Genomic DNA, 19,262 nt, shown 5'->3' on the forward strand with positions numbered 1-19,262 from the left:
TGCCACTAGTCAAACTTGACTAGATGGGCATCGAGAGGAGAAGACATGATCAAGGCACGCGGCCTTGAGCGGCGGTTCCGCCGCAAGGGCCGCAATGGGGGCGAGGTCCACGCCGTCAAAGGCGTCGATCTCGACGTGTCGGCCGGGGAGCTGGTCGGCTTCCTCGGACCGAACGGCGCGGGCAAGACCACGACCCTGCGCATGCTGACGACGCTGCTCAAGCCCACCGCCGGCGAGGCGACGGTCGGCGGCTGCGACCTGCTCGCCGACCCGCTGGGGGTGCGTCGGCGGATCGGCTACGTCGCCCAGGGCGGTGGAACCGCGCCGGCGAGCAAGGTCGTCGAGGAGATCGAGTTCCAAGGCAGGCTGTACCGGATGAGCAAGGCGGACGCGCTCGCGCGCGGAGCCGTCCTCGCCGAGCAGCTGGACCTCGCCGGGCTCGACCAGCGGACGACCGCGACCCTATCGGGCGGGCAGCGCCGCAGGCTCGACATCGCGCTCGGGCTCATCCACTCACCCGGTCTCGTCTTCCTCGACGAGCCGTCGACGGGGCTCGACCCGCAGAGCCGGGCGAACCTCTGGGACCACATCCGGCGGCTGCGCGACGAGCAGGGCGTCACGGTCTTCCTGACCACGCACTACCTCGACGAGGCCGACGCGCTCTCGGACCGGCTGATCGTCATCGACGACGGGAAGATCGTCGCCGAGGGCACGCCGGACTCGTTGAAGGCGAGGGTGTCCGGCGACAGCGTCGTCATCGGGGTCTCACCGGATTCGGCTGCCGAGACCGCGGAGGTCGCGGGCCGTCTCGAAGGGGCACACGAGCTGACCGTCTCCGACGGCACCGTGCGGTTCCGCGTCCCACGCGGCGACACCGCGATGCCCGAACTGCTCCGAGCGCTGGACGCGCGTGGCATCGCGATGACGTCCATGCAGGTGCACCGGCCGACGCTCGACGACGTCTTCCTGACCTTGACGGGCAGGAGCCTGCGCGACGCCGAAGAAGGCGCGCCGGTCGACGCCGCCGTGGAGAAGGAGGCCACGCATGTTGCATGACACCTGGTTGATCTTCCGCCGCGACATGCTCGCGGCGCTGCGCAACCCGACGTGGCTCGCCATCGGCGTCATGCAGCCACTGCTCTATTTGTTCTTCTTCGGGCCGCTCCTGGTGAAGTCGCTCAACCTGCAAGGCTTGTCCGATGTGGACGGCTGGATGATCTTCACTCCGGCGATCATCGCGCAGCTCGCACTGTTCGGCAGCTCTTTCGTCGGGTTCGGGCTGCTCGCGGAGTACCGCATGGGCGTGGTCGAGCGGATGCGTGTCACGCCGGTGAGCCGGGTGGCGCTGTTGCTGGGCAAGGTGCTCGCCAACGCACTGCAGACCATCGTCCAGGCTTTGCTCATCATCGCGTTGGCGTATCTGGTCTTCGACCTGAACGCGCCGTTCGGTGGCGTCGTGCTCTGCCTGGCGATCGTCTTTCTCCTGGCGATCACACTGGCATCGTGTTCGTACGCGCTGGCGTTGACGCTCAAGAGCGAAGACTCCTTCCCGGCTCTGCTCAACGCGGTTCTCATGCCGCTGCTGCTGCTTTCCGGAATTCTGATCCCGATCACCGCGGGCTCGGCGCCGGAGTGGCTGTACACGATTTCCCGTATCAATCCGTTCCGGCACGTGGTGGACGTCGAACGGAACAGTTTCCGCGGCGACTTCTCGATGGACGCGCTGTTCACCGGGAGCGTCGTGGTGCTGGTCATGGCCGTTCTGGCCATCTGGTGGGGCTCGCGGACGTTCCAACGCGAAAACGCCTGAGACACGCTGTACCGAAAGGTCACCTTGCGGCCGCTCCGCGGACGTAGGGTGACCTTTCGGTCGTACTGGGGCGAAATTCGAGGCAGGTGAGTTCGATCGACCCGGAAGGTGAGCACGGCGTCACCCTGTCCCACCGCGAGACGGTGACGGACTGGGCGGCGGTGCGTGGCGCCGACATCCGGTTCGCGTCGGTCACCGTCACCGAGAACACCAACTGGCGGGATGCCGCCGCGGAACGCAATCTGGCGGGCGCGCAACACGCAGGTATCCACACCGGCGCCCGGCATTACGCCCGTCCCGGCGCCGTCCACGACCAGGCCGACCATTTCGTCCGGACGGCGAGCGTGCTCGGCGCCTTCGCTCCCGGGTCGCTCGCGCCCGCGCTCGAGGTCGAGGCGCCCAGCGTCGACGACCGGTTCATCAAGGCGTGGATCAAGCACGTCAGGAACGCGGCGCGGGTCGAACGCGTGCTGGTGTACGCGGGGCTCGACTGCTGGACGAATCGCTTGCACCCGGACAAGTGGGCGGACAGCGAAGTGGTGTTGTGGCTGGTCAGGCACAACGAGATCCCCGGACGGCCGGGGTGGTTCCACTCGCGGCTGGGCCTGCATCAGCACGGTTTCGGCACCGGGCTGCCCGGTGTGGACGGACCGATCGCGCAGGACGCCGTGGTCTACCCCTTCAAGCTCACGGATGTGCTTTTGTAGTGCCCATCGCGTGACGACGAGTGTGCACGACGTCACCGCGTGGTCGCGGATCTCACTTTCCGACCGGTGTGGGTTGCGTTTCCGGCCGTCCGAACGGTGACAATGTCGCGTGCGGTTGATGTGCCGGAGGCTGCGGACGGACGTCGGGCCCGAACGGGCACTGGCGGTCCTCGGCGCACGCGCTGAGAAGCTCGGGCTCGCACCGCCCGCCGCTCTGTGCGGAGAGTGGTTCTCCTCGCGCGCGGTCATCGCGCTCGACGCCTCCCTGAAACCTGTCCCGGACGTCGCGGAAGCGTTCGCGATTCCCGCTCGGTTGCCCGAAGTCCGCGACGCGGTCCCCGGCGCGGTCGGGGGCGGCTGGTTCGGTTATCTCGGTTACGACCTGACCGATCCCTCGGGCCGGTCCGGGTCCCTTCCTCCGGCCACGTGGGGCTGGGTCGATCGGGTTCTCCGGCTGGACGCCGGCGGGTCGTGGTGGTTCGAAGCCCTGCTTCCCGACGGCGCCCCGGATCCGGTCGGCGAAGTGGCCGCGATGGAATCCGCGCTCGCCGAGGTTCCCGAACCGACGGCTTGGAGTTCCGGCCCGTTGTCGCGGCCGCTTCCGTCGGAGCACTACGACGCGGTCAAAGCGTGTGTCCACGCGATCGAGGCCGGAGAGCTGTTCCAGGCGAACATCTGCGCTCGCTTCAGCGGACGGTTCACCGGCGACCCGATCGCGTTGTTCGCCGAGGGCGCGCGCCGCCTGGGAGCACGGCGGGCGGCGTTCCTCAGCGGCGGCTGGGGCTCGGTCGTGTCGTTCTCCCCCGAGCTTTTCCTTGCCAGGCATGGGCGGCACGTCCGGTCGACGCCGATCAAGGGCACGCTGCCGCGGCGGAACGCCGCCGACGCGCATCTCGCGCAGCGGTTGCGGGAATCCACCAAGGACGTCGCCGAGAACGTGATGATCACCGATCTCGTCCGCAACGATCTCGGCCGGGTGTGCGCCACCGGCACCGTACGGGTCCCCGAGCTGCTCGCGGTCCGGCCCGCGCCGGGAGTGTGGCATCTGGAGTCGACTGTGGAGGGATCGCTCGCCGACGACGTCGGCGACGCGGCACTGCTGGCGGCCACCTTCCCGCCGGGCTCGGTGACCGGCGCGCCGAAGATCCGCGCGCTGGATCTGATCGCCGAACTGGAGCCGGCCGCGCGTGGCGTCTACACCGGGGCGATCGGGCTCGCTTCGCCGGTCGCCGGACTGGAACTCAACGTCGCGATCAGAACCTTCGAAATCCACGAAGGCACGATCGCGCTGGGAGTCGGCGGCGGGATCACCGCCGACTCCGACAGCGAAGCGGAATGGCAGGAATGCCTGCACAAGTCCGCTCCGCTGGAGCGTCTGCTCGCCTGAACTACTTGGTGGGGTCCAGCAGGAGCTTGCCCATCGTGCCGCGCGAACGCAGTGCCTCGTGGGCGGCGCGCGCGTCGGACAGCGCGTACTCACCGCCGGCGATGGCCCGGACCCGGCCGGCGAGCGCCAGCTCGAAAAGCTCGTCGAGCGCGCGCCCGAAGACGTTCCCGGGGAGTTTGAAGGCGTGCGGAAGCCACATCCCGGCGACGGTCGTGCTGTGCCCGAGCAGATTGCGGGCTTCGATCGGTTTCGGGTTTTCGCGGCTGGCCATCCCGTAGAACGCGAGGCGGCCGAACGGAGCGAGGGCCGCGATGCTCTGGTCGGTGACCGTGCCGCCGGTCATGTCGAGCACGATGTCGACACGCTTGCCGCCGTTCGCCTCACGAAGCGCGTCCGTCATGTTCCCGGCGCGCGAATCGATGGCGACGTCGGCACCGAGTTCGAGGGCGAGGGCACGTTTCTCGTCGCTGCTGGCGGTCGCGATGACCCGGCCCGCTCCCCAGGCTTTCGCCAGCTGCACGGCGATGGAGCCGACCCCGCCGGCGGCCGCGTGCACGACGACGGATTCGCCGGGTTCGAGGTGGGCGCTCTTGCGCAGCAGGAGCGACGCGGTGGTGCCTTGGACGATGAAGGAGAGCGCGGTCAGGTCGTCGACGCCGTCCGGCACGCCGAAGCTGGTGACGTCGTCGGCGACCGCTCGCTCGGCATAGCCGCCGCCACCGTTGAGAAGCGCGACGACCCGCTTGCCGTCCGCGGTGCGGCCGACGATCTCGCCGCCGGGGACGAGCGGGAGCTTGCTCGGGGCGAGGTACGAGTTCTCGGCCTGGTGGGTGTCGGCGTAGTTGACGCCGATCCGGTCGACCTGGACCAGCTGCTGACCTGGGCCCGCGACGGGATCGGGGAGGTCGACGAGGTTGAGCACCTCGGGTCCGCCGAACTCGGTCACCTGTACTGCGCGCATCCGCATCCTCCTCGTCGAGATGAGACATTCTTGCATATGTCTCAGGTGTGAGACATGCCGTGATATGTTTCACTCATCGAAACCGCACTCGAACGTCAGCTGACTTCACCGCGCCCGGACGCCCTGCGCGCGTTCACGATCGCGCGCGCCCGGTTCCTGGACGGACGCCGGGTGGACATGGGCGAACTCGCCGGTGAACTGGGGATCAGCCGGGCCACCCTGCACCGGTGGGTCGGCGGCCGGGATCAGCTGCTCGGCGAGATCCTGTGGTCGATGACCGTCGAGGTCTTCGAAGCGCGCGCCTCCGGCAAGCTCGGCCGCGGCGCGGAAGGGATCGCGGAACTCGTAGGCACCTTCGTCCGGACCGTGAACGGCTCGAAACCGTTTCGGGAGTTCCTGCGCAACGAGCCCGAGCGGGCGCTGCGCATCCTGACGACGAAGGCCAGCGTGGTGCAGAGCCGCGCGATCGCCAAAATGCGCGAATTCCTCGACGAAGAGGTCACGGCCGGGCGGCTCAGCCCGCCGCTGCCGGTCGAGGACCTGGCCTACCTGTTGGTCCGGATCGGAGAGTCCTTCATCTACACGGACGTCATCACCGGCGCGGAACCCGATGCCGCGAAGGCGCACGCGGCCGTGACGGCCCTGCTGTCCTAACTCTTCCTGGACGCGAGAACAGCATCGTAGAGCTCCTTCTTCGACACTCCCGCGGCCTCGGCGACTTCGGCGGCGGCGGACTTCAGGCGTTCACCTGCCGAGACCCGCGACGTGACCTCGTCGACCAGGTCTCCGACACTCACCGAACGCGGCGGAGCGCCCGCGAGGACGACAGTGATCTCACCCCTGACCCCGTCTGCGGCCCACGCGGCCAAATCGGGCAGATTGCCGCGTTTGACCTCTTCGTAGGTTTTGGTCAATTCGCGGCAGACCGCGGCGCGCCGGTCGGGGCCCAGGACGTCCGCGGCGTCCGCGAGCGTGCCGGCGAGCCGATGCGGAGATTCGAAGAAGACGACCGTGCGGGGCTCGTCCTTCAGCAAACCGAGCCATTTCGCGCGTTCGCCGGGCTTGCGCGGGGCGAAACCTTCGAAACAGAAACGGTCGCAAGGCAGGCCGGAAAGCGCCAGTGCCGTGGTCACCGCAGATGGGCCGGGCAGGCAGGTCACCGGCACGTCCGCCTCGACACAGGCCGCCACCAGGCGGAATCCGGGATCCGAAACACTCGGCATCCCGGCGTCGGTCACCAAGACCACCGTCTCGCCCGCCTGGAGCGATTCGAGCAGTTTCGGCAGGCGAGCCGTCTCGACGTCCTCGTAGAAGCTGACGACACGCCCGACCGGCGAGACGTCGAGGGCCGCGGTGAGGGAGCGCAGGCGGCGGGTGTCTTCGGCGGCGATCACGTCGGCCGTCGCGAGGGCTTCGGACAGGCGCGGCGAAGCGTCACGGACGTCTCCGAGCGGGGTGGCTGCCAGCACGAGGCGTCCTTCGGTCATTCCCGAAGGTTAACCGGTTCGCAGATCCGGACACCGAGTTCACTCTTCCGCCCGTAGGATCATGCCCCGTGACCGCACTGCTGACCCGGGACAACGAGAGCGTGCGGCCGGATCCGGTCGACGCGCTCAGGCCACCGAGTGACCGGGAGGCCACCCTCCTCGGCCGCGGTATGCCGACCGATCGCCTGCGCGGCTGGATCGTCACGCTCGTGCTGACGCTCATCGGCGGCATCGTCCGGATCCAGAACCTGGGAACGCCCACGGACAAGGGCACGCCCGTCTTCGACGAGAAGCACTACGTCCCGCAGGCGTGGCAGATGCTGCGCAACGGCGGTTACGAAGACAACTACGGCTACGAACTGATCGTCCACCCGCCGCTGGCGAAGCATCTCATCGCGATCGGCGAATGGCTGTTCGGCTACAACGCCTGGGGCTGGCGGATCATGCCCGCGCTGGCGGGCACGCTGATCGTCTTCCTCATCATCCGGATCGCCCGGCGCCTCACCCGCTCGACCCTGCTCGGCGCGGTCGCGGGGATCCTGGTGATCAGCGACGGCGTCCTGCACCTGCAGTCCCGCATGGGGATGCTCGACATCTTCATCGCGTTGTTCGTCCTCGCCGCGTTCGCCTGCGTGCTGTGCGACCGGGATCAGGTACGGCAGCGGCTCGCCGTGGCCGTCCGAGAAGGCTGGATCGACGAGTCCCGGTTCGGCCCGAAGCTGGGCTTCCGGTGGTGGCGGTTCGCCGGCGGCCTGATGATCGGGCTGACCTTCGGCGTCAAGTGGTCGGCGCTGTACTACATCGCCGCGTTCGGCCTGCTCACCGTTTTCTTCGACGTCGCCGCGCGCCGGGCCGCCGGGGTTCAGCGGCCTTGGGTCGGCACGCTGCGCCGCGACGTGCTGCCCGCGCTGTGGGCGATCGTCGTCATCCCGATCCTGGTGTACCTCGCCTGTTACTGGGCCTGGTTCGCGAGCGAGACCGCGACCGACCGGAACTACGTGGCGATCAAGGACATCGATCCCGGCTTCTGGGCCTGGATGCCGCCCGCGTTGCGGTCGCTCGGCGACTACACGATGAACGTCCTCGATTTCCACGCGAACCTGGTGACGCCCAAGGACAAACCGCATCCCTGGGAGTCGAAGCCGTGGACCTGGCCGATGGGCCTGCGGCCGATGCTCTACGCGTACGCGGGTGGCACCGACGCGACCGGCTGCGGCGAGTCGACCTGTGTGCGGGCGACGATGCTGATCGGCACGCCCGCCTTGTGGTGGCTGGCCCTGCCGATGCTCGGCTGGAGCGTGTGGCGGTCGATCTTCCGCGCGGACTGGCGCTACGCCGCCGTGCTCGTCGGTTACCTGGCCGGGTTCCTGCCGTGGTTCACCAACCTCGACCGCCAGATGTACTACTTCTACGCGACACCGCTGGCGCCGTTCCTGGTACTCGGGTTGACGCTGGTTCTCGGGCAGATCCTCGGCGGCGCGAAACGCGGTTTCGAACGCCGGGGCACCGGCATGCTCGTCGTCGCCCTCTACGTGGGTCTCGTCGTGGCCAATTTCGCCTGGTTGTGGCCGATTCTCAATGGCAACGCGATCACCAACGACCACTGGAACGCCGAACTGTGGCTGCCGTCCTGGAAGTGATCACGACCGGTTGAGCGAAGGCCCAGCGAGGCGCCCCGAACCGACTTAGACTCCCGTCCGAATTGAGGATTTCTGGGGGTCGTCATGTCTCGTTGGCCGGTTCTCGTGGCCGTTGCCCTGCTGCTCACCGGGTGTTCCGGCGCCATCGACGGAAAGGCTTTCCGCGAGGGCTCGGCACCGGGCGCGAGCGATACGAAGTTTCCGCGCTACACACCGCCCGCCGACGGGTCGGGGTTCAGCGATCAGGCGCTCGACCAGCCGCTGGCCCTGCCGGTGAAACAGGGCGAGGAAGGCTGCGACTGGCTGGAGTCGATCAAACCGGATCTCCAGCCGCTCGGTCTCGTGAGCACGAAGGGCGTGCTCAGCGGCTGCCAGTTCGTGTTCCCGAACAACAAGGGCGCGCAGGTGCACGCCTACAGCCCGTACAGCTGGATCACGCAGGACTCGCCGGTGATGGAGCCGGTGGAGATCGCCGGGATCAAGGGCCGGACCTACGCCTTCGACCCGGAGCCGGCGACGTTCTGTTCGGTCAACATGGACGTCCGCGCCTACGCCTCGATCGCTGTCGACGCCTACGACGTCGACAGCGACGAAGGGGGCGCTCGCGCGGAGCACTGCGAACTGGCGAAGAAGGTCGCCGAAGTGGTGCTGAAGAAGTTCGTCCCGCTCGCCGGTGGTAAACCGGCGCCGAGCACCGTTCAGGAGCCTCCGGCCGAAGCGCTGAAGAACGCGGACATCTGCGAAGTCGTCAAGTTCACTCACGCGAATTACGCCGGAGTCAACGCCGGCCGCGAAGGCGCCCAGAAGGGCGAAGGGCCGCTTGGGCCGACCTGCACTCACGAAGTCGCCTACGCGAAAGCCGTCGGGATGTACACGAACGGCACGGGCGGCCTCGAAGCCGTGCCGCCGAAAGCGGGCGCCGAAGTCCGGAACGGGCAGTTCGGCACCCTGAAGGCCAGGTTCGAGCAGACCGCGGAGGCCTGCGCCTTGAGCGTCCAGCTGAGCAACGGACAAGTCGTGCAGGTCGACTTCGTCGGCAAGAAGAAGGAAGCGATGCCGCGGACTTGCGTCTCCGCACAGCTCATCTTGTCGGTGTCGATGCTGGCCCTGATCACCGGCGATTCCTGATTTCCCGATTCAAGTGTGACACTTGCCCCCGAGTTGTTACTCTTCGCTGGTCAACAGCAGCTCGACAGGGGGCATCATGACGATCCGACCGCTCGGAGCGGCCTGCGCGGCCGCCGCGTTGTTCTTGATCGCGGGGTGTGAAGAGCAGACGCCAGGCACCGCGTCGCCGCAAACCTCGGCTGTTCCGGGCAGTTCGGAAGTGCCGATCAGCAGCAGCGCGCCGCCCAGTGCTTCGAAGCCTTCGGCGATCGCTTCCGAGGTGACCAAACCCGCCACCGGCGGCGCGGTGGCGCACACCCCGGACGGGGCCGCGAGCGTGATGGAGGAGTATCACCACGCTCTGGGCGACAAGGACCTCGACACCGTTTGCCGGATCACCGGGCCGGCGTTCGACGGCGGCATGGCGGAATGCCGCAGCCTCACGCCGGTGCAGTTCGGGATGCTCTCGGCCGACGACGTCAAGAAGCTGAAGGCCACCCGCGTCGATCGGGCGAAACTGCAGAGCAAGGGGCCGGACAAGGTCCTCGTGCCGCCGGGCGCAATCAGCCCGCAGATCGCCATGATGGCCGCCCAGCCCAAGACGTTCACCATGGCCTGGCGCGGCGGGACCTGGGTCGTCGTCGACTGAGGGAGAGCAAGGGACCTTTGCTAGCGTTCGTTAGCGCACTAACTAACGGTAGCAAAGGTCCCTTGCTCTCTTTTCGCAGGTCAGCGGGGGTGGCGCTGCGGCTGCGGCTGCTGGTGGGGCTGCGGCTGCTGCGGAGGGCGGCGCGGCACGATCTGCGTCACCGGACCGTCCGGCGACTTGCCCGCGCGAGCGAGCCAGCCTTCGACGTCGCGCCGCACGGCGGTGAGCGTCGGACGACGGCGAGGCTCCTGGTCGAGCGACGCGATGAGGATCCGCGCGTGCGCGCTGCGGTTCGGCAGCTTCGACACCGGTTCGGCGCGGGCGGCCGCCATCAGCGCGGCCATCGGCGTCTCCCGGGTGCCACGCGGAGGCTGGCCCGAGAGCGCGTAGCTGACCGTCGCGGCGAGCTGCCAGGCATCCGACGCCGGGCTGGCCGGTGAGCCCATCGCCTGCTCGGGCGCGACGAAGTCCGGCGTGCCGATCATCATCCCGGTCGCGGTCATCTTCGAGTCGCCCTGGCTGCGGGCGATGCCGAAGTCGATCAGGTGGGCGAGCCCGTTGCGGTCGAGGATGATGTTCGACGGCTTGAGGTCCCGGTGCAGCACACCCTTCTCGTGCGCCGCGGCGAGCGCGCCGGCCATGGTCGACCAGAGCCGTCCGGCGGCGATGTCGTCGAGCGGGCCCTGCGAGTCGACGATCTCGGCCAGCGAGCGCCCTTCGAGGTACTCCATGACCAGGGCGAGCCCGTCGGGTTCCTCGACGAGGTCGTACACCTTCACGCAGTTGGGGTGGTTCACCACGGCCAGCGCCCTGGCCTCACGCTGCATGCGTTCTTCGGTGTCCCGGTCCGGCGCGTGCGCGATCTTCAACGCGACGGTGCGGTTGAGCTGGGTGTCGACCGCTTCCCACACGGTGCCGAAGCCACCGTGGCCGAGCCGCCGGACACGCTTGTAGCGGCTGCCGCCGGAGTTGCGGGAACCAGGAGGCGCCGGGATCGGGCCCGGGACGGCGGCCAGGGCGGGAGGTTCGGGTGCCTGCGCCAGCGCGGTCGCCGGGTACTGCTTGGCGGGCGGGGGCGGCAGTTGCGGCTGCGGCTTCGGGGCGGGCGGCTCCGGACGGTACGGCTCGATCTTCTGCCGGGGCTGCGGGTCGGGCCGGTTGATCACCGACCACGGCGGCGGGCCGACGAGCGCGACCGGGATGAGGCCCAGCACGCTGAACGGCAGGAACCCGAGCCAGAAGTGCACGGCCGTGTTCGCGCCCATGCCGACGCTCGCCAGCACCATCAGCACGAACGGGATCCAGAAGAACCGCGAAGGCCACTTCGGACCGCGACGGAACGCGGTGCGCGCCTGCAGCATCACGAACAGCAGCGACAGCGCCGGCAGCCCGACCAGCAGGATCAGGTAGAAGATGTAACTGAGCTGCATCCCGTTCGGGTAGAACAGCACCTCGTACACGTTCTGGCCGCGGCCGAGGTACTCGCTCTGCTTCCCGATCAGCGGGCTGTAGTCGGCGTTGAAAGTCGCCAGATCACTGCTGGAGAAGCCGGACTGACCGCCGGATTTGGACGCGGCCTCCTGGTACGTCTGCGAAACCCCGGTGGCCAGCAGCCACGGCACCAGGAAGACGGCGACGACGCCGATCCCGCCGAAGATGGACAGGGTCACCACGTCGTAGCGGTTGCCGGTGCCTTTGCGGATGATCGCGACGACCATCGCTCCCAGTGCGGGCAGCAGCGCGACCAGCGCTCCCGCGGTGCTCGTCGCCCACACCCAGTCCCCAGGCCAGATCCCTGGTCCGAACAGGCTGTGCGCGAACGAAAGCAGCGCGCTCGCTAGTCCCATGGACCCTGCTCCCCTCGCTCGTCGAGGCCGTTTCCGGCGGTTTTTCCCCTAGTCCAGCTTAGGACGCTCCATGCCCGCACGGGGTTGCCGGGTTGTCGCCGGCGTCTCTCCGCCGTTACCACCGGGCATCGGCCCGGCCGGAAGTCCATGATGGGGTCCGGTACCCGAACGCGAAGGAGCATTCGATGCACGCCGAGTCGTACCAGCGGAGCCTCGAAGACCCGGAGGGTTTCTGGCTCGAAGCCGCGCAGGCGATCGACTGGACCCGTCAGCCGACGCGGGCGCTCGACGCGGCGAAAGCGCCCTTTTACCGCTGGTTCCCGGACGGGGAGCTGAACACGGCGTTCAACGCGCTCGACCGGCACGTGCGGGACGGCCGCGGTGACCAGACAGCGCTGATCTGGGATTCCCCCGTCACCGATTCGGTTCGCCGGTTCACCTACGCCGAACTGCTGGACGAAGTCGCGCGCTTCGCCGGCGCGCTCGCCTCCCTCGGCGTCGGGAAGGGCGACCGCGTCATCGTGTATATGCCGATGGTCCCCGAGGCCGCGGTCGCGATGCTCGCTTGTGCCCGGCTCGGCGCGGTGCATTCGGTCGTTTTCGGCGGCTTCGCGCCCAAGGAGCTCGCGGCACGGATCGAAGACGCGAAACCCAAGGTCATCGTCGCCGCTTCGTGCGGGATCGAGCCGACGCGGGTCGTCGAGTACAAACCGATCATCGACGAGGCGCTCGCGGGCACCGTCCATCAACCGGACAAGGTCGTGGTGCTGCAGCGGGAGCGGGCTCGCGCCGATCTGAGCGAGCGCGACGCCGACTGGACCGAACTCGTCGCGAAGGCCTCCCCCGCCGATCCGGTGCCGGTCGCGGCCACCGACCCGCTGTACATCCTGTACACCTCCGGCACCACGGGGAAGCCGAAGGGCGTCGTGCGCGACACGGGCGGGCACGCGGTCGCCCTGGCCTGGTCGATGGGCGCCATCTACGACATCCAGCCCGGTGACGTCTGGTGGACGGCGTCCGACGTCGGCTGGGTCGTCGGCCATTCCTACATCGTCTACGCGCCGCTCCTGATCGGAGCGACGACGGTCATGTACGAGGGCAAACCGGTCGGGACCCCGGACGCGGGCGCGTTCTGGCGCGTCATTTCCGATCACGGGGTGAAGGCGTTGTTCACGGCGCCGACGGCGTTGCGAGCGATCAAGAAGGTCGATCCGGACGCGGCCGAAATCGGGAAATACCAGCTCAGCGGATTCAAGACCCTGTTCATGGCCGGTGAACGGCTCGATCCTGAGACCTATCACTGGGCGCACGCGAAACTCGGCGTACCGGTGATCGACCACTGGTGGCAGACCGAGACCGGCTGGCCGATCGCGGCAAATCCGCGCGGACTGGAACCGATGCCGGTCAAACCCGGTTCGGCGACGAAACCGGTTCCCGGCTGGGACGTGCGGATCCTCGATCAGGCGGGCGAACCGCTTCCCGCCGGGCGGGAGGGCGCGATCGCCATCAGGCTGCCGCTTCCGCCGGGTTCGCTGCCGACCTTGTGGCAGGACGACGAGCGGTACCGCGAGGCGTACCTTTCGCGGTACGAAGGCCACTACCTGACGGGTGACTCCGGATACGTCGACGAAGACGGCTACCTGTTCGTCATGGGCCGCACCGACGACGTCATCAACGTCGCGGGCCACCGGCTTTCGACCGGTTCGATGGAGGCGGTGCTGGCCTCGCACCCCGCCGTCGCCGAATGCGCGGTGATCGGCGTCCGCGACCAGCTGAAGGGGCAGCTTCCGCGTGGCTTCGTGGTGCTGAAGTCCGGCACCGACGTCGACGCGGAAACGCTCAAGGCCGAACTGGTCGCGCTGGTGCGGCGAGACATCGGCCCGGTCGCCGCGTTCCGTGACGTGTCCATTGTGGACGCGCTGCCGAAGACACGGTCCGGGAAGATCCTGCGCAAGACCATGCGCGGGATCGCCGACGGCCGCGACGAACAGGTGCCTTCGACGATCGAGGACGCGAGCGTTCTCGATGCCCTGAAAGCGGTTCTGCGCGGCGAGTGACCGGTGATCGGTACGGCCCAATGGTCCGATCGGGTGTTGTCGGGTTTGCCCTATTGGTCTATACCTTCTCAGGGAAGAGAGTCTCCAGGTATCCGACCGGAGGTGCTCCATGAGTAAACGCCTGTCCAGAACCGTGCTCGGTGTGGCGGTCCTGAGCCTCGTGACGTTCGGCCTGCCCGCGACGGCGAGCGCCGGGCAGCACGCGAAGGCCGAGCGGACCGTCGCCGACGTCGTCCCGGCGCCGGTCGACGCGAAACCCGATCCCCGCTCCGACTTCCGGCTCGGTCCCGCGACCGTGATCCGCACCGACCGCGAAGGCAGACAGGTCGCCGAATATCTGGCAGGCCTGCTCCGGCCCGCCACCGGCTACCGGCTGCCCGTCGTCAGCGGTCACCGCGGCGGCGGCCCCGCCATCTCGCTCGAAACCGGTCACGCGAGCGGCCGCGTGGGCACCGAGGGCTACCAGCTCAAGGTGTCGCGATCCGGCGTGTCCTTGAAGGCGAACACCGACGACGGCCTGTTCCTCGGCGTGCAGACACTGCGCCAGCTGCTCCCGTCGGCGATCGAGGCGAAGACCGTCCAGAAGCGTTCGTGGGTGGTTTCGGGCGGCACGGTGCTCGACTACCCGCGCTTCGGGTACCGCAGCGCGATGCTCGACGTCGCCCGGCACTTCTTCACGCCGGACCAGGTCAAGCTCTACATCGACCAGATCGCGCAATACAAGATCAACAACCTCCACCTGCACCTGAGCGACGACCAGGGCTGGCGGATCGAGATCAAGAGCTGGCCGAAGTTGGCGACCGTGGGCGGCCAGACGGCCGTCGGCGGCGCTCCCGGCGGCTACTACACGCAGGAGCAGTACAAGGACCTGGTGCGCTACGCGGCTTCACGGCACATCACGATCGTTCCCGAGATCGACATGCCCGGACACACCAATGCGGCGCAGCACTCCTACGCCGAGCTGAACTGCGACGGCAAGCCGATACCGCCGCGCACGGACATCGAGGTCGGCTACAGCTCGCTGTGCATCGGCAAGGACATCACCTACAAGTTCGTGGACGACGTCATCCGCGAACTGTCGGCGATCACCCCCGGGAAGTACATCAACATCGGTGGCGACGAGGCCCACTCGACCACGCCGGAGGACTACCAGACCTTCGCCACGAAGGTGCACCCGATCGTCGCGAAGTACGGCAAGACGATCACCGGCTGGCACGACATCGCCAAGACGAAACCGCCGGTTTCGGCCGTCCCGCAGTTCTGGGGCACGACCGGGACGGACGCCCACGTGGCCGAGGCGGCGGCGCGCGGCAACAAGATCCTGATGTCGCCCGCGAACAAGGCGTACCTGGACATGAAGTACCACCCGCAGACGCCGCTCGGGCTGAGCTGGGCCGGGCTGATCGAGGTCAAGACCGGTTACGACTGGGATCCGGCCACTTACCTGCAGGGTGTGACGGAGAAGAACGTGATCGGCGTCGAGGCGCCGCTGTGGTCGGAAACGCTGATCACGAGTGACCACATCGAGTTCATGGCGTTCCCGAGGCTTCCGGGGTACGCCGAGATCGGCTGGTCGCCGAAGGACTCCCGCACCTGGGACGCCTACCGGCTCCGGCTGGCGAAGCAGAGTCCGCGGTGGGTTCAGCAGGGCATCGACTTCTACCGATCCACGCAGGTCGACTGGAAGTAGCGTGCCATGAACGGGACGTTCCTTGCGAATTTCGCAAGGAACGTCCCGTTCATGGCACGGCCGCGGCGTCGAGGCGGGCGGTGATGGCGGCCTGGGCCAGCGCGTAAGGCTCGGTCCCGCCGAACATCACCGAATCGGCGTTCGCGGCCCGCCCGAGCGCGTTCAGTTCGAAGGCCAGCAGGTTCACGTCGACGGACTCCCGCAGGTGCCCGGCCTTCCGCGCTTCGACCGCGGTGGACCGGATGAACTGGACGAAGGCGCGGCTCGCGGTGGCGACCGCGTCGTGGACCCGGCCGGTCCTCGCGTCGAATTCGGCGCCGGTGTTGAAGAAGAAACAGCCGCCCGGGAACACCCGGCGTTCCGAGTAGTCGAGCCAGTTCGCGCACAGCGCGCGCAACCGCTCGATCCCCTGCTCGACCTCCAGCGTCGGCTCGACGACGTTCTCCGCGAAGATCGCGCTCGCCGTCTCGACCGCCGCGAGCTGCAGTTCCTCCTTGGAACCGAACAGGGCGAACACTCCGGATTTGCTCAGTTCCAATTCGGTGGCGAGCCTGCCGAGGGACAACCCGTCGAGCCCTTCGACCGACGCGATGTCGACGGCGCGCCGAAGCACGATCCGCCTCGTCGCGTCACCTCGGGCCACCCGGCCGTCAACCGGCATTCCGTTCCTCTCGCCGCCTCTTCCCCGATGCCAGGCCGTCACGGTACTGCCGGGAAAGCGCAGGCGCCGCGAGCACCCGGTCCAGCAGCGCCCAGTACGCGTCGCGGCGGGCGTCGTCGAGCTGGGCGACGTTGGTGAACGACGCGACGTAGACCTCGGCGATCGTCGGGCTCACCGGATCGCGTTCTTCGAGCGTCATCCGCCCCGACGTGGGAACCTCGCCCGTCCGGAGCACCCGCAGGTACCAGCCGCTGCGGCCGGAATCGATCATCGCCGGGATGACGTCCTTGCGCCCGGTCTTCATCGCGAGCTTGAAGCACGGCGTGCGCGGCTGCGAGACCTGGACCAGCGCGTCCCCCCAAGCCAGACGTCGCCGACCCGCACGTCGTATTCGTCGGCGCCCGTCACCGACGCGTTCTCCCCGAAATCGCCCGGGACCACCGGGAAACCCTGCTCGGCCCAGGCCGCGTAGTGCGTCGCCGGGTAGACGTATACCGCTTTGTCGACACCGCCGTGGACGCTCCGGTCCGCTTGGTCGTCGCCGGCCAGGTTGATCTCGCCGAGCTCCAGGGACGGCACCTCCACCCGCGACTTCGCGATGGCGCTGTACACCGGGATGTCGCGTTTCGTCCCCAGCACCGACGGCCGCCCGACGAAGACCTCGTTCACTTCGAGAGTGCTCACACCCTAGAAGATAGCACGACCGTTCGTATACATTGCCGTCATGGATCTCCTCTCGCTCACGACAAGAGCCCATCGCGCCACCAGGGACACCATCGCCGGAATCGGCGCGGACGACTGGGGCCGCTCGACCCCCTGCGCCGAGTGGACCGTCCGCGACATCGTGAAACACCTGATCGAGGGGCACGATTCCCGCACCGCGGAGGCGACCGGCCATCCGACGAAGACCCGGCCGTCGGCCGACGACGATCTCGCCAAGTCCTACGAAGAGAGTTCCGCCGAGTTCCTCGCGGCCTTCGACGGCGAAGCGCTGGAGAAGACCTTCGATTTCGGGAACTTCGGCCCGCTCCCCGGGAAGAACGCGCTGGCCGTGCTGTTCGTCGACACGCTCACCCACGACTGGGACCTCAACACCGCCCTGGGCCGCGAGCACCACTGGGACGACGAGCTCGCCGAGGCCGCGTTGAAGGTGGCGAGCCGCTATCCCGACGTCACGCCGGTACGCGGGCCCGGCGGCGCCTTCGACCACGCTGTCGAGGCACCGCCGGACGCCGGACCGGGCGCACGGCTCATCGCGTTGCTGGGCCGTTCAGCTCAGCCGACTCCTCGTCGCTGAACAACCGGGACCGGACCAGGAAACGGACTCCTTCGGGCGCCTCCAAGGAGAAACCGCTCCCCCGCCCCGGAACGACGTCGATGGTCAGATGCGTGTGCTTCCAGTACTCGAACTGGGGGCCCGACATCCACACCGGAACGTCGTCGATGCCCTCGACGCCCAGGTCACCAAGGTGGACGTCGGACGCCCCGGTGCGGAATTCGCCGGCCGGGTAGCACATCGGGGCGCTCCCGTCGCAGCATCCGCCGGACTGGTGGAACATCACCGGCCCGTGGAGTGACACCAGCCGCCGCAGCAGTTCCGCGGCGGCCGGTGTCAAGCCGACCCGCTCGGCCATCAGAAGAACCCGAGCGCACTGTCCGAATAGGACACGAGCATGTTCTTGGTCTGCTGGTAGTGGTCCAGCATCATCTTGTGGTTTTCGCGCCCGATCCCGGACGCCTTGTAGCCGCCGAAGGCCGCGTGCGCCGGGTACGCGTGGTAGTTGTTGACCCACACCCGGCCCGCCTGGATGTCGCGGCCGGCGCGGTAGGCGGTGTTGCCGTCACGCGACCAGACACCGGCGCCGAGGCCGTACAGCGTGTCGTTGGCGATCTTCAGCGCGTCGGCGTAGTCGTCGAACCTCGCCACCGAGACGACCGGCCCGAAGATCTCCTCCTGGAAGATCCGCATCTTGTTGTCGCCCTCGAAGACCGTCGGCTGCACGTAGTAGCCGCCGGACAGTTCGCCGCCGAGGTCACTGCGCTCGCCGCCGGTGAGGATCTTCGCGCCTTCCTTCTGCCCGATGTCGATGTAGGAAAGGATCTTCTCCAGCTGGTCGTTGGAGGCCTGCGCGCCGATCTGCGTCTCGGTGTCGAGCGGGTGTCCCTGCTTGATCTTCTTGACCCGCTCGACGGCGTCGCCGAGGAACCGGTCGTAGATACCGGACTGGATCAGCGCCCGCGACGGGCAGGTGCAGACCTCGCCCTGGTTCAGTGCGAAAAGCGCGAACCCTTCCTGGGCCTTGTCGTAGAACGCGTCGTTGGCCGCGGCGACGTCGTCGAAGAAGATGTTCGGGCTCTTGCCGCCGAGTTCGACCGTGACCGGGATGATGTTCTCGCTGGCGTACTGCAGGATCAGCCGTCCGGTGGTGGTCTCGCCGGTGAAGGCGACCTTCCGCACGCGGTTGCTCGACGCGAGCGGCTTGCCCGCCTCGACGCCGAAACCGTTGACGATGTTCAGCACGCCCGGCGGGATCAGATCGCCGATGAGCGACATCAGCAAGTGGATCGACGCCGGGGTCTGCTCGGCGGGTTTGAGCACGATCGCGTTGCCCGCGGCGAGCGCGGGCGCGAGCTTCCAGACCGCCATCAGCAGCGGGAAGTTCCACGGGATGATCTGGCCGACGACGCCGAGCGGCTCGTGGAAGTGGTAGCCGACGGTGTTGTCGTCGATCTGCGAGATACCGCCCTCCTGAGCGCGCAGGGCGCCGGCGAAGTAGCGGAAATGGTCGATCGCGAGGGGGATGTCGGCGGCGAGGGTCTCACGGACCGGTTTGCCGTTCTCCCACGATTCGGCGACGGCGATCGCTTCGAGGTTCTGTTCCATCCGGTCGGCGATCCGGAGCAGCACGTTCGCGCGTTCGTCCACCGACGTCCGGCCCCAGGCCGCGGCCGCGCCTTCGGCCGCGTCGAGCGCGCGGTCGATGTCGGCGGCGGTGCCGCGGGCGACCTCGGTGAACACCTGTCCGGTCACCGGGGTGGGATTCTCGAAGTACTGGCCGCTCGCGGGCGGGACGTACTCGCCTCCGATGTAGTGGTCGTAGCGTGCTTCGTAGCTGACGACGCTGCCTTCGGTGTTCGGTGCCGCGTACTTGGCCATCTTTCCTGCCTCATCGCTAGGGGTGACGGATGACGGCGAAGCTAGGGCGGGTGAGGTTGCACGCACGTTGCAACGAAGTGAGCGCGGTCACCTATCCTCGGA

18 protein-coding genes and 1 pseudogene are annotated in these 19,262 nt (G+C 68.1%); 11 read left to right on the forward strand and 8 right to left on the reverse strand.

Going from position 1 to position 19,262, the window contains the following annotated elements; genetic code table 11:
• The first annotated feature begins 45 nt into the window (after positions 1-45).
• The 4 genes from ACOCEP_RS05775 (at position 46) to ACOCEP_RS05790 (ending at position 3,904) form a co-directional block, all read left to right on the forward strand.
• The gene (locus ACOCEP_RS05775; protein WP_482336147.1) at positions 46-1,056 is read left to right on the forward strand and encodes an ATP-binding cassette domain-containing protein; all 1,011 of its coding nucleotides are present in this window, start codon (positions 46-48) and stop codon (positions 1,054-1,056) included.
• The gene (locus ACOCEP_RS05780; protein WP_482336149.1) at positions 1,046-1,810 is read left to right on the forward strand and encodes an ABC transporter permease; all 765 of its coding nucleotides are present in this window, start codon (positions 1,046-1,048) and stop codon (positions 1,808-1,810) included. Before ACOCEP_RS05775 ends, ACOCEP_RS05780 begins: the two co-directional genes overlap by 11 nt.
• A gap of 86 nt (positions 1,811-1,896) precedes the next feature.
• Positions 1,897-2,517 carry a glycoside hydrolase family 25 protein gene (locus ACOCEP_RS05785; protein WP_482336150.1) on the forward strand — a complete coding sequence of 207 codons (621 nt, stop codon included), beginning with the start codon at positions 1,897-1,899 and terminating at the stop codon, positions 2,515-2,517.
• A 109-nt stretch (positions 2,518-2,626) separates the two neighbouring features.
• Complete coding sequence (locus ACOCEP_RS05790; RefSeq protein WP_482336152.1) at positions 2,627-3,904, forward strand: aminodeoxychorismate synthase component I; 1,278 nt, start codon at positions 2,627-2,629, stop codon at positions 3,902-3,904.
• 1 nt (position 3,905) lies between these two features.
• Here the strand turns inward: ACOCEP_RS05790 and ACOCEP_RS05795 are convergent, their stop codons facing one another.
• Positions 3,906-4,865, reverse strand: coding sequence for a quinone oxidoreductase family protein (locus ACOCEP_RS05795; RefSeq protein WP_482336153.1), 960 nt, complete (start codon positions 4,863-4,865; stop codon positions 3,906-3,908).
• A gap of 177 nt (positions 4,866-5,042) precedes the next feature.
• On the opposite strand from ACOCEP_RS05795, the gene ACOCEP_RS05800 reads away from it, so the two are divergent.
• Positions 5,043-5,519 carry a QsdR family transcriptional regulator gene (locus tag ACOCEP_RS05800; protein WP_482336154.1) on the forward strand — a complete coding sequence of 159 codons (477 nt, stop codon included), beginning with the start codon at positions 5,043-5,045 and terminating at the stop codon, positions 5,517-5,519.
• Here ACOCEP_RS05800 and rsmI read toward each other — a convergent pair.
• The gene (gene rsmI / locus ACOCEP_RS05805; RefSeq protein ID WP_482336155.1) at positions 5,516-6,352 is read right to left on the reverse strand and encodes a 16S rRNA (cytidine(1402)-2'-O)-methyltransferase; all 837 of its coding nucleotides are present in this window, start codon (positions 6,350-6,352) and stop codon (positions 5,516-5,518) included. The two genes, ACOCEP_RS05800 and rsmI, sit on opposite strands and share 4 nt — an antisense overlap.
• 68 nt (positions 6,353-6,420) lie before the next feature.
• Here rsmI and ACOCEP_RS05810 point away from each other — a divergent pair, with 68 nt between their 5' ends.
• Positions 6,421-7,992: a dolichyl-phosphate-mannose--protein mannosyltransferase gene (locus tag ACOCEP_RS05810; RefSeq protein WP_482336156.1), complete on the forward strand. Its 1,572-nt coding sequence runs from the start codon at positions 6,421-6,423 to the stop codon at positions 7,990-7,992.
• Between the two features lie 84 nt (positions 7,993-8,076).
• Complete coding sequence (locus ACOCEP_RS05815; RefSeq protein WP_482336157.1) at positions 8,077-9,120, forward strand: DUF3558 domain-containing protein; 1,044 nt, start codon at positions 8,077-8,079, stop codon at positions 9,118-9,120.
• Between the two features lie 36 nt (positions 9,121-9,156).
• On the opposite strand, the gene ACOCEP_RS05820 is transcribed toward ACOCEP_RS05815, so the two are convergent.
• On the reverse strand, positions 9,157-9,396 hold the full coding sequence (locus tag ACOCEP_RS05820; RefSeq protein WP_482336158.1) for a hypothetical protein: 240 nt from the start codon (positions 9,394-9,396) through the stop codon (positions 9,157-9,159).
• Between ACOCEP_RS05820 and ACOCEP_RS05825 the strand changes: the two genes are divergently transcribed.
• The gene (locus ACOCEP_RS05825) at positions 9,380-9,748 is read left to right on the forward strand and encodes a hypothetical protein (RefSeq protein ID WP_482336160.1); all 369 of its coding nucleotides are present in this window, start codon (positions 9,380-9,382) and stop codon (positions 9,746-9,748) included. The two genes, ACOCEP_RS05820 and ACOCEP_RS05825, sit on opposite strands and share 17 nt — an antisense overlap.
• A gap of 80 nt (positions 9,749-9,828) precedes the next feature.
• Here the strand turns inward: ACOCEP_RS05825 and ACOCEP_RS05830 are convergent, their stop codons facing one another.
• Complete coding sequence (locus tag ACOCEP_RS05830) at positions 9,829-11,595, reverse strand: serine/threonine-protein kinase (RefSeq protein ID WP_482336162.1); 1,767 nt, start codon at positions 11,593-11,595, stop codon at positions 9,829-9,831.
• Between the two features lie 185 nt (positions 11,596-11,780).
• Between ACOCEP_RS05830 and ACOCEP_RS05835 the strand changes: the two genes are divergently transcribed.
• Together ACOCEP_RS05835 and ACOCEP_RS05840 are read left to right on the forward strand one after the other, a co-directional pair.
• Entirely contained in the window at positions 11,781-13,652 is a 1,872-nt protein-coding gene (locus ACOCEP_RS05835; protein WP_482336164.1) for a propionyl-CoA synthetase, read from the forward strand.
• 109 nt (positions 13,653-13,761) lie between these two features.
• Complete coding sequence (locus ACOCEP_RS05840) at positions 13,762-15,342, forward strand: family 20 glycosylhydrolase (protein WP_482336165.1); 1,581 nt, start codon at positions 13,762-13,764, stop codon at positions 15,340-15,342.
• A gap of 49 nt (positions 15,343-15,391) precedes the next feature.
• Here ACOCEP_RS05840 and ACOCEP_RS05845 read toward each other — a convergent pair whose 3' ends face one another.
• The gene (locus tag ACOCEP_RS05845) at positions 15,392-16,003 is read right to left on the reverse strand and encodes a TetR/AcrR family transcriptional regulator (protein WP_482336167.1); all 612 of its coding nucleotides are present in this window, start codon (positions 16,001-16,003) and stop codon (positions 15,392-15,394) included.
• Positions 15,993-16,687 (reverse strand): annotated as a pseudogene (locus tag ACOCEP_RS05850) (MOSC domain-containing protein). The gene ACOCEP_RS05845 and the pseudogene ACOCEP_RS05850 overlap by 11 nt, the downstream one beginning before the upstream one ends.
• Before the next feature lie 40 nt (positions 16,688-16,727).
• On the opposite strand from ACOCEP_RS05850, the gene ACOCEP_RS05855 reads away from it, so the two are divergent.
• Positions 16,728-17,300, forward strand: a complete 573-nt coding sequence (locus tag ACOCEP_RS05855) for a TIGR03086 family metal-binding protein (protein ID WP_482336168.1) — start codon at positions 16,728-16,730, stop codon at positions 17,298-17,300.
• Here the strand turns inward: ACOCEP_RS05855 and ACOCEP_RS05860 are convergent.
• Positions 17,254-17,637, reverse strand: a complete 384-nt coding sequence (locus ACOCEP_RS05860; RefSeq protein WP_482336169.1) for a DUF779 domain-containing protein — start codon at positions 17,635-17,637, stop codon at positions 17,254-17,256. The two genes, ACOCEP_RS05855 and ACOCEP_RS05860, sit on opposite strands and share 47 nt — an antisense overlap.
• Entirely contained in the window at positions 17,637-19,160 is a 1,524-nt protein-coding gene (gene exaC, locus ACOCEP_RS05865) for an acetaldehyde dehydrogenase ExaC (RefSeq protein ID WP_482336170.1), read from the reverse strand. The genes ACOCEP_RS05860 and exaC overlap by 1 nt, the downstream gene beginning before the upstream one ends.
• Positions 19,161-19,262: the final 102 nt, after the last annotated feature.

Source organism: Amycolatopsis sp. CA-211722 (genome assembly GCF_056828465.1).

What these genes read in the sequence shown, in the direction of transcription:
- ACOCEP_RS05775 (WP_482336147.1), top strand. Translation starts at nt 46, where the DNA reads ATGATCAAGGCACGCGGCCTTGAGCGGCGGTTCCGCCGCAAGGGCCGC.
- ACOCEP_RS05780 (WP_482336149.1), top strand. Translation starts at nt 1,046, where the DNA reads ATGTTGCATGACACCTGGTTGATCTTCCGCCGCGACATGCTCGCGGCG.
- ACOCEP_RS05795 (WP_482336153.1), bottom strand. Translation starts at nt 4,865, where the DNA reads ATGCGCGCAGTACAGGTGACCGAGTTCGGCGGACCCGAGGTGCTCAAC.
- ACOCEP_RS05800 (WP_482336154.1), top strand. Translation starts at nt 5,043, where the DNA reads ATGGGCGAACTCGCCGGTGAACTGGGGATCAGCCGGGCCACCCTGCAC.
- rsmI (WP_482336155.1), bottom strand. Translation starts at nt 6,352, where the DNA reads ATGACCGAAGGACGCCTCGTGCTGGCAGCCACCCCGCTCGGAGACGTC.
- ACOCEP_RS05815 (WP_482336157.1), top strand. Translation starts at nt 8,077, where the DNA reads ATGTCTCGTTGGCCGGTTCTCGTGGCCGTTGCCCTGCTGCTCACCGGG.
- ACOCEP_RS05830 (WP_482336162.1), bottom strand. Translation starts at nt 11,595, where the DNA reads ATGGGACTAGCGAGCGCGCTGCTTTCGTTCGCGCACAGCCTGTTCGGA.
- ACOCEP_RS05835 (WP_482336164.1), top strand. Translation starts at nt 11,781, where the DNA reads ATGCACGCCGAGTCGTACCAGCGGAGCCTCGAAGACCCGGAGGGTTTC.
- ACOCEP_RS05840 (WP_482336165.1), top strand. Translation starts at nt 13,762, where the DNA reads ATGAGTAAACGCCTGTCCAGAACCGTGCTCGGTGTGGCGGTCCTGAGC.
- ACOCEP_RS05845 (WP_482336167.1), bottom strand. Translation starts at nt 16,003, where the DNA reads ATGCCGGTTGACGGCCGGGTGGCCCGAGGTGACGCGACGAGGCGGATC.
- ACOCEP_RS05855 (WP_482336168.1), top strand. Translation starts at nt 16,728, where the DNA reads ATGGATCTCCTCTCGCTCACGACAAGAGCCCATCGCGCCACCAGGGAC.
- ACOCEP_RS05860 (WP_482336169.1), bottom strand. Translation starts at nt 17,637, where the DNA reads ATGGCCGAGCGGGTCGGCTTGACACCGGCCGCCGCGGAACTGCTGCGG.
- exaC (WP_482336170.1), bottom strand. Translation starts at nt 19,160, where the DNA reads ATGGCCAAGTACGCGGCACCGAACACCGAAGGCAGCGTCGTCAGCTAC.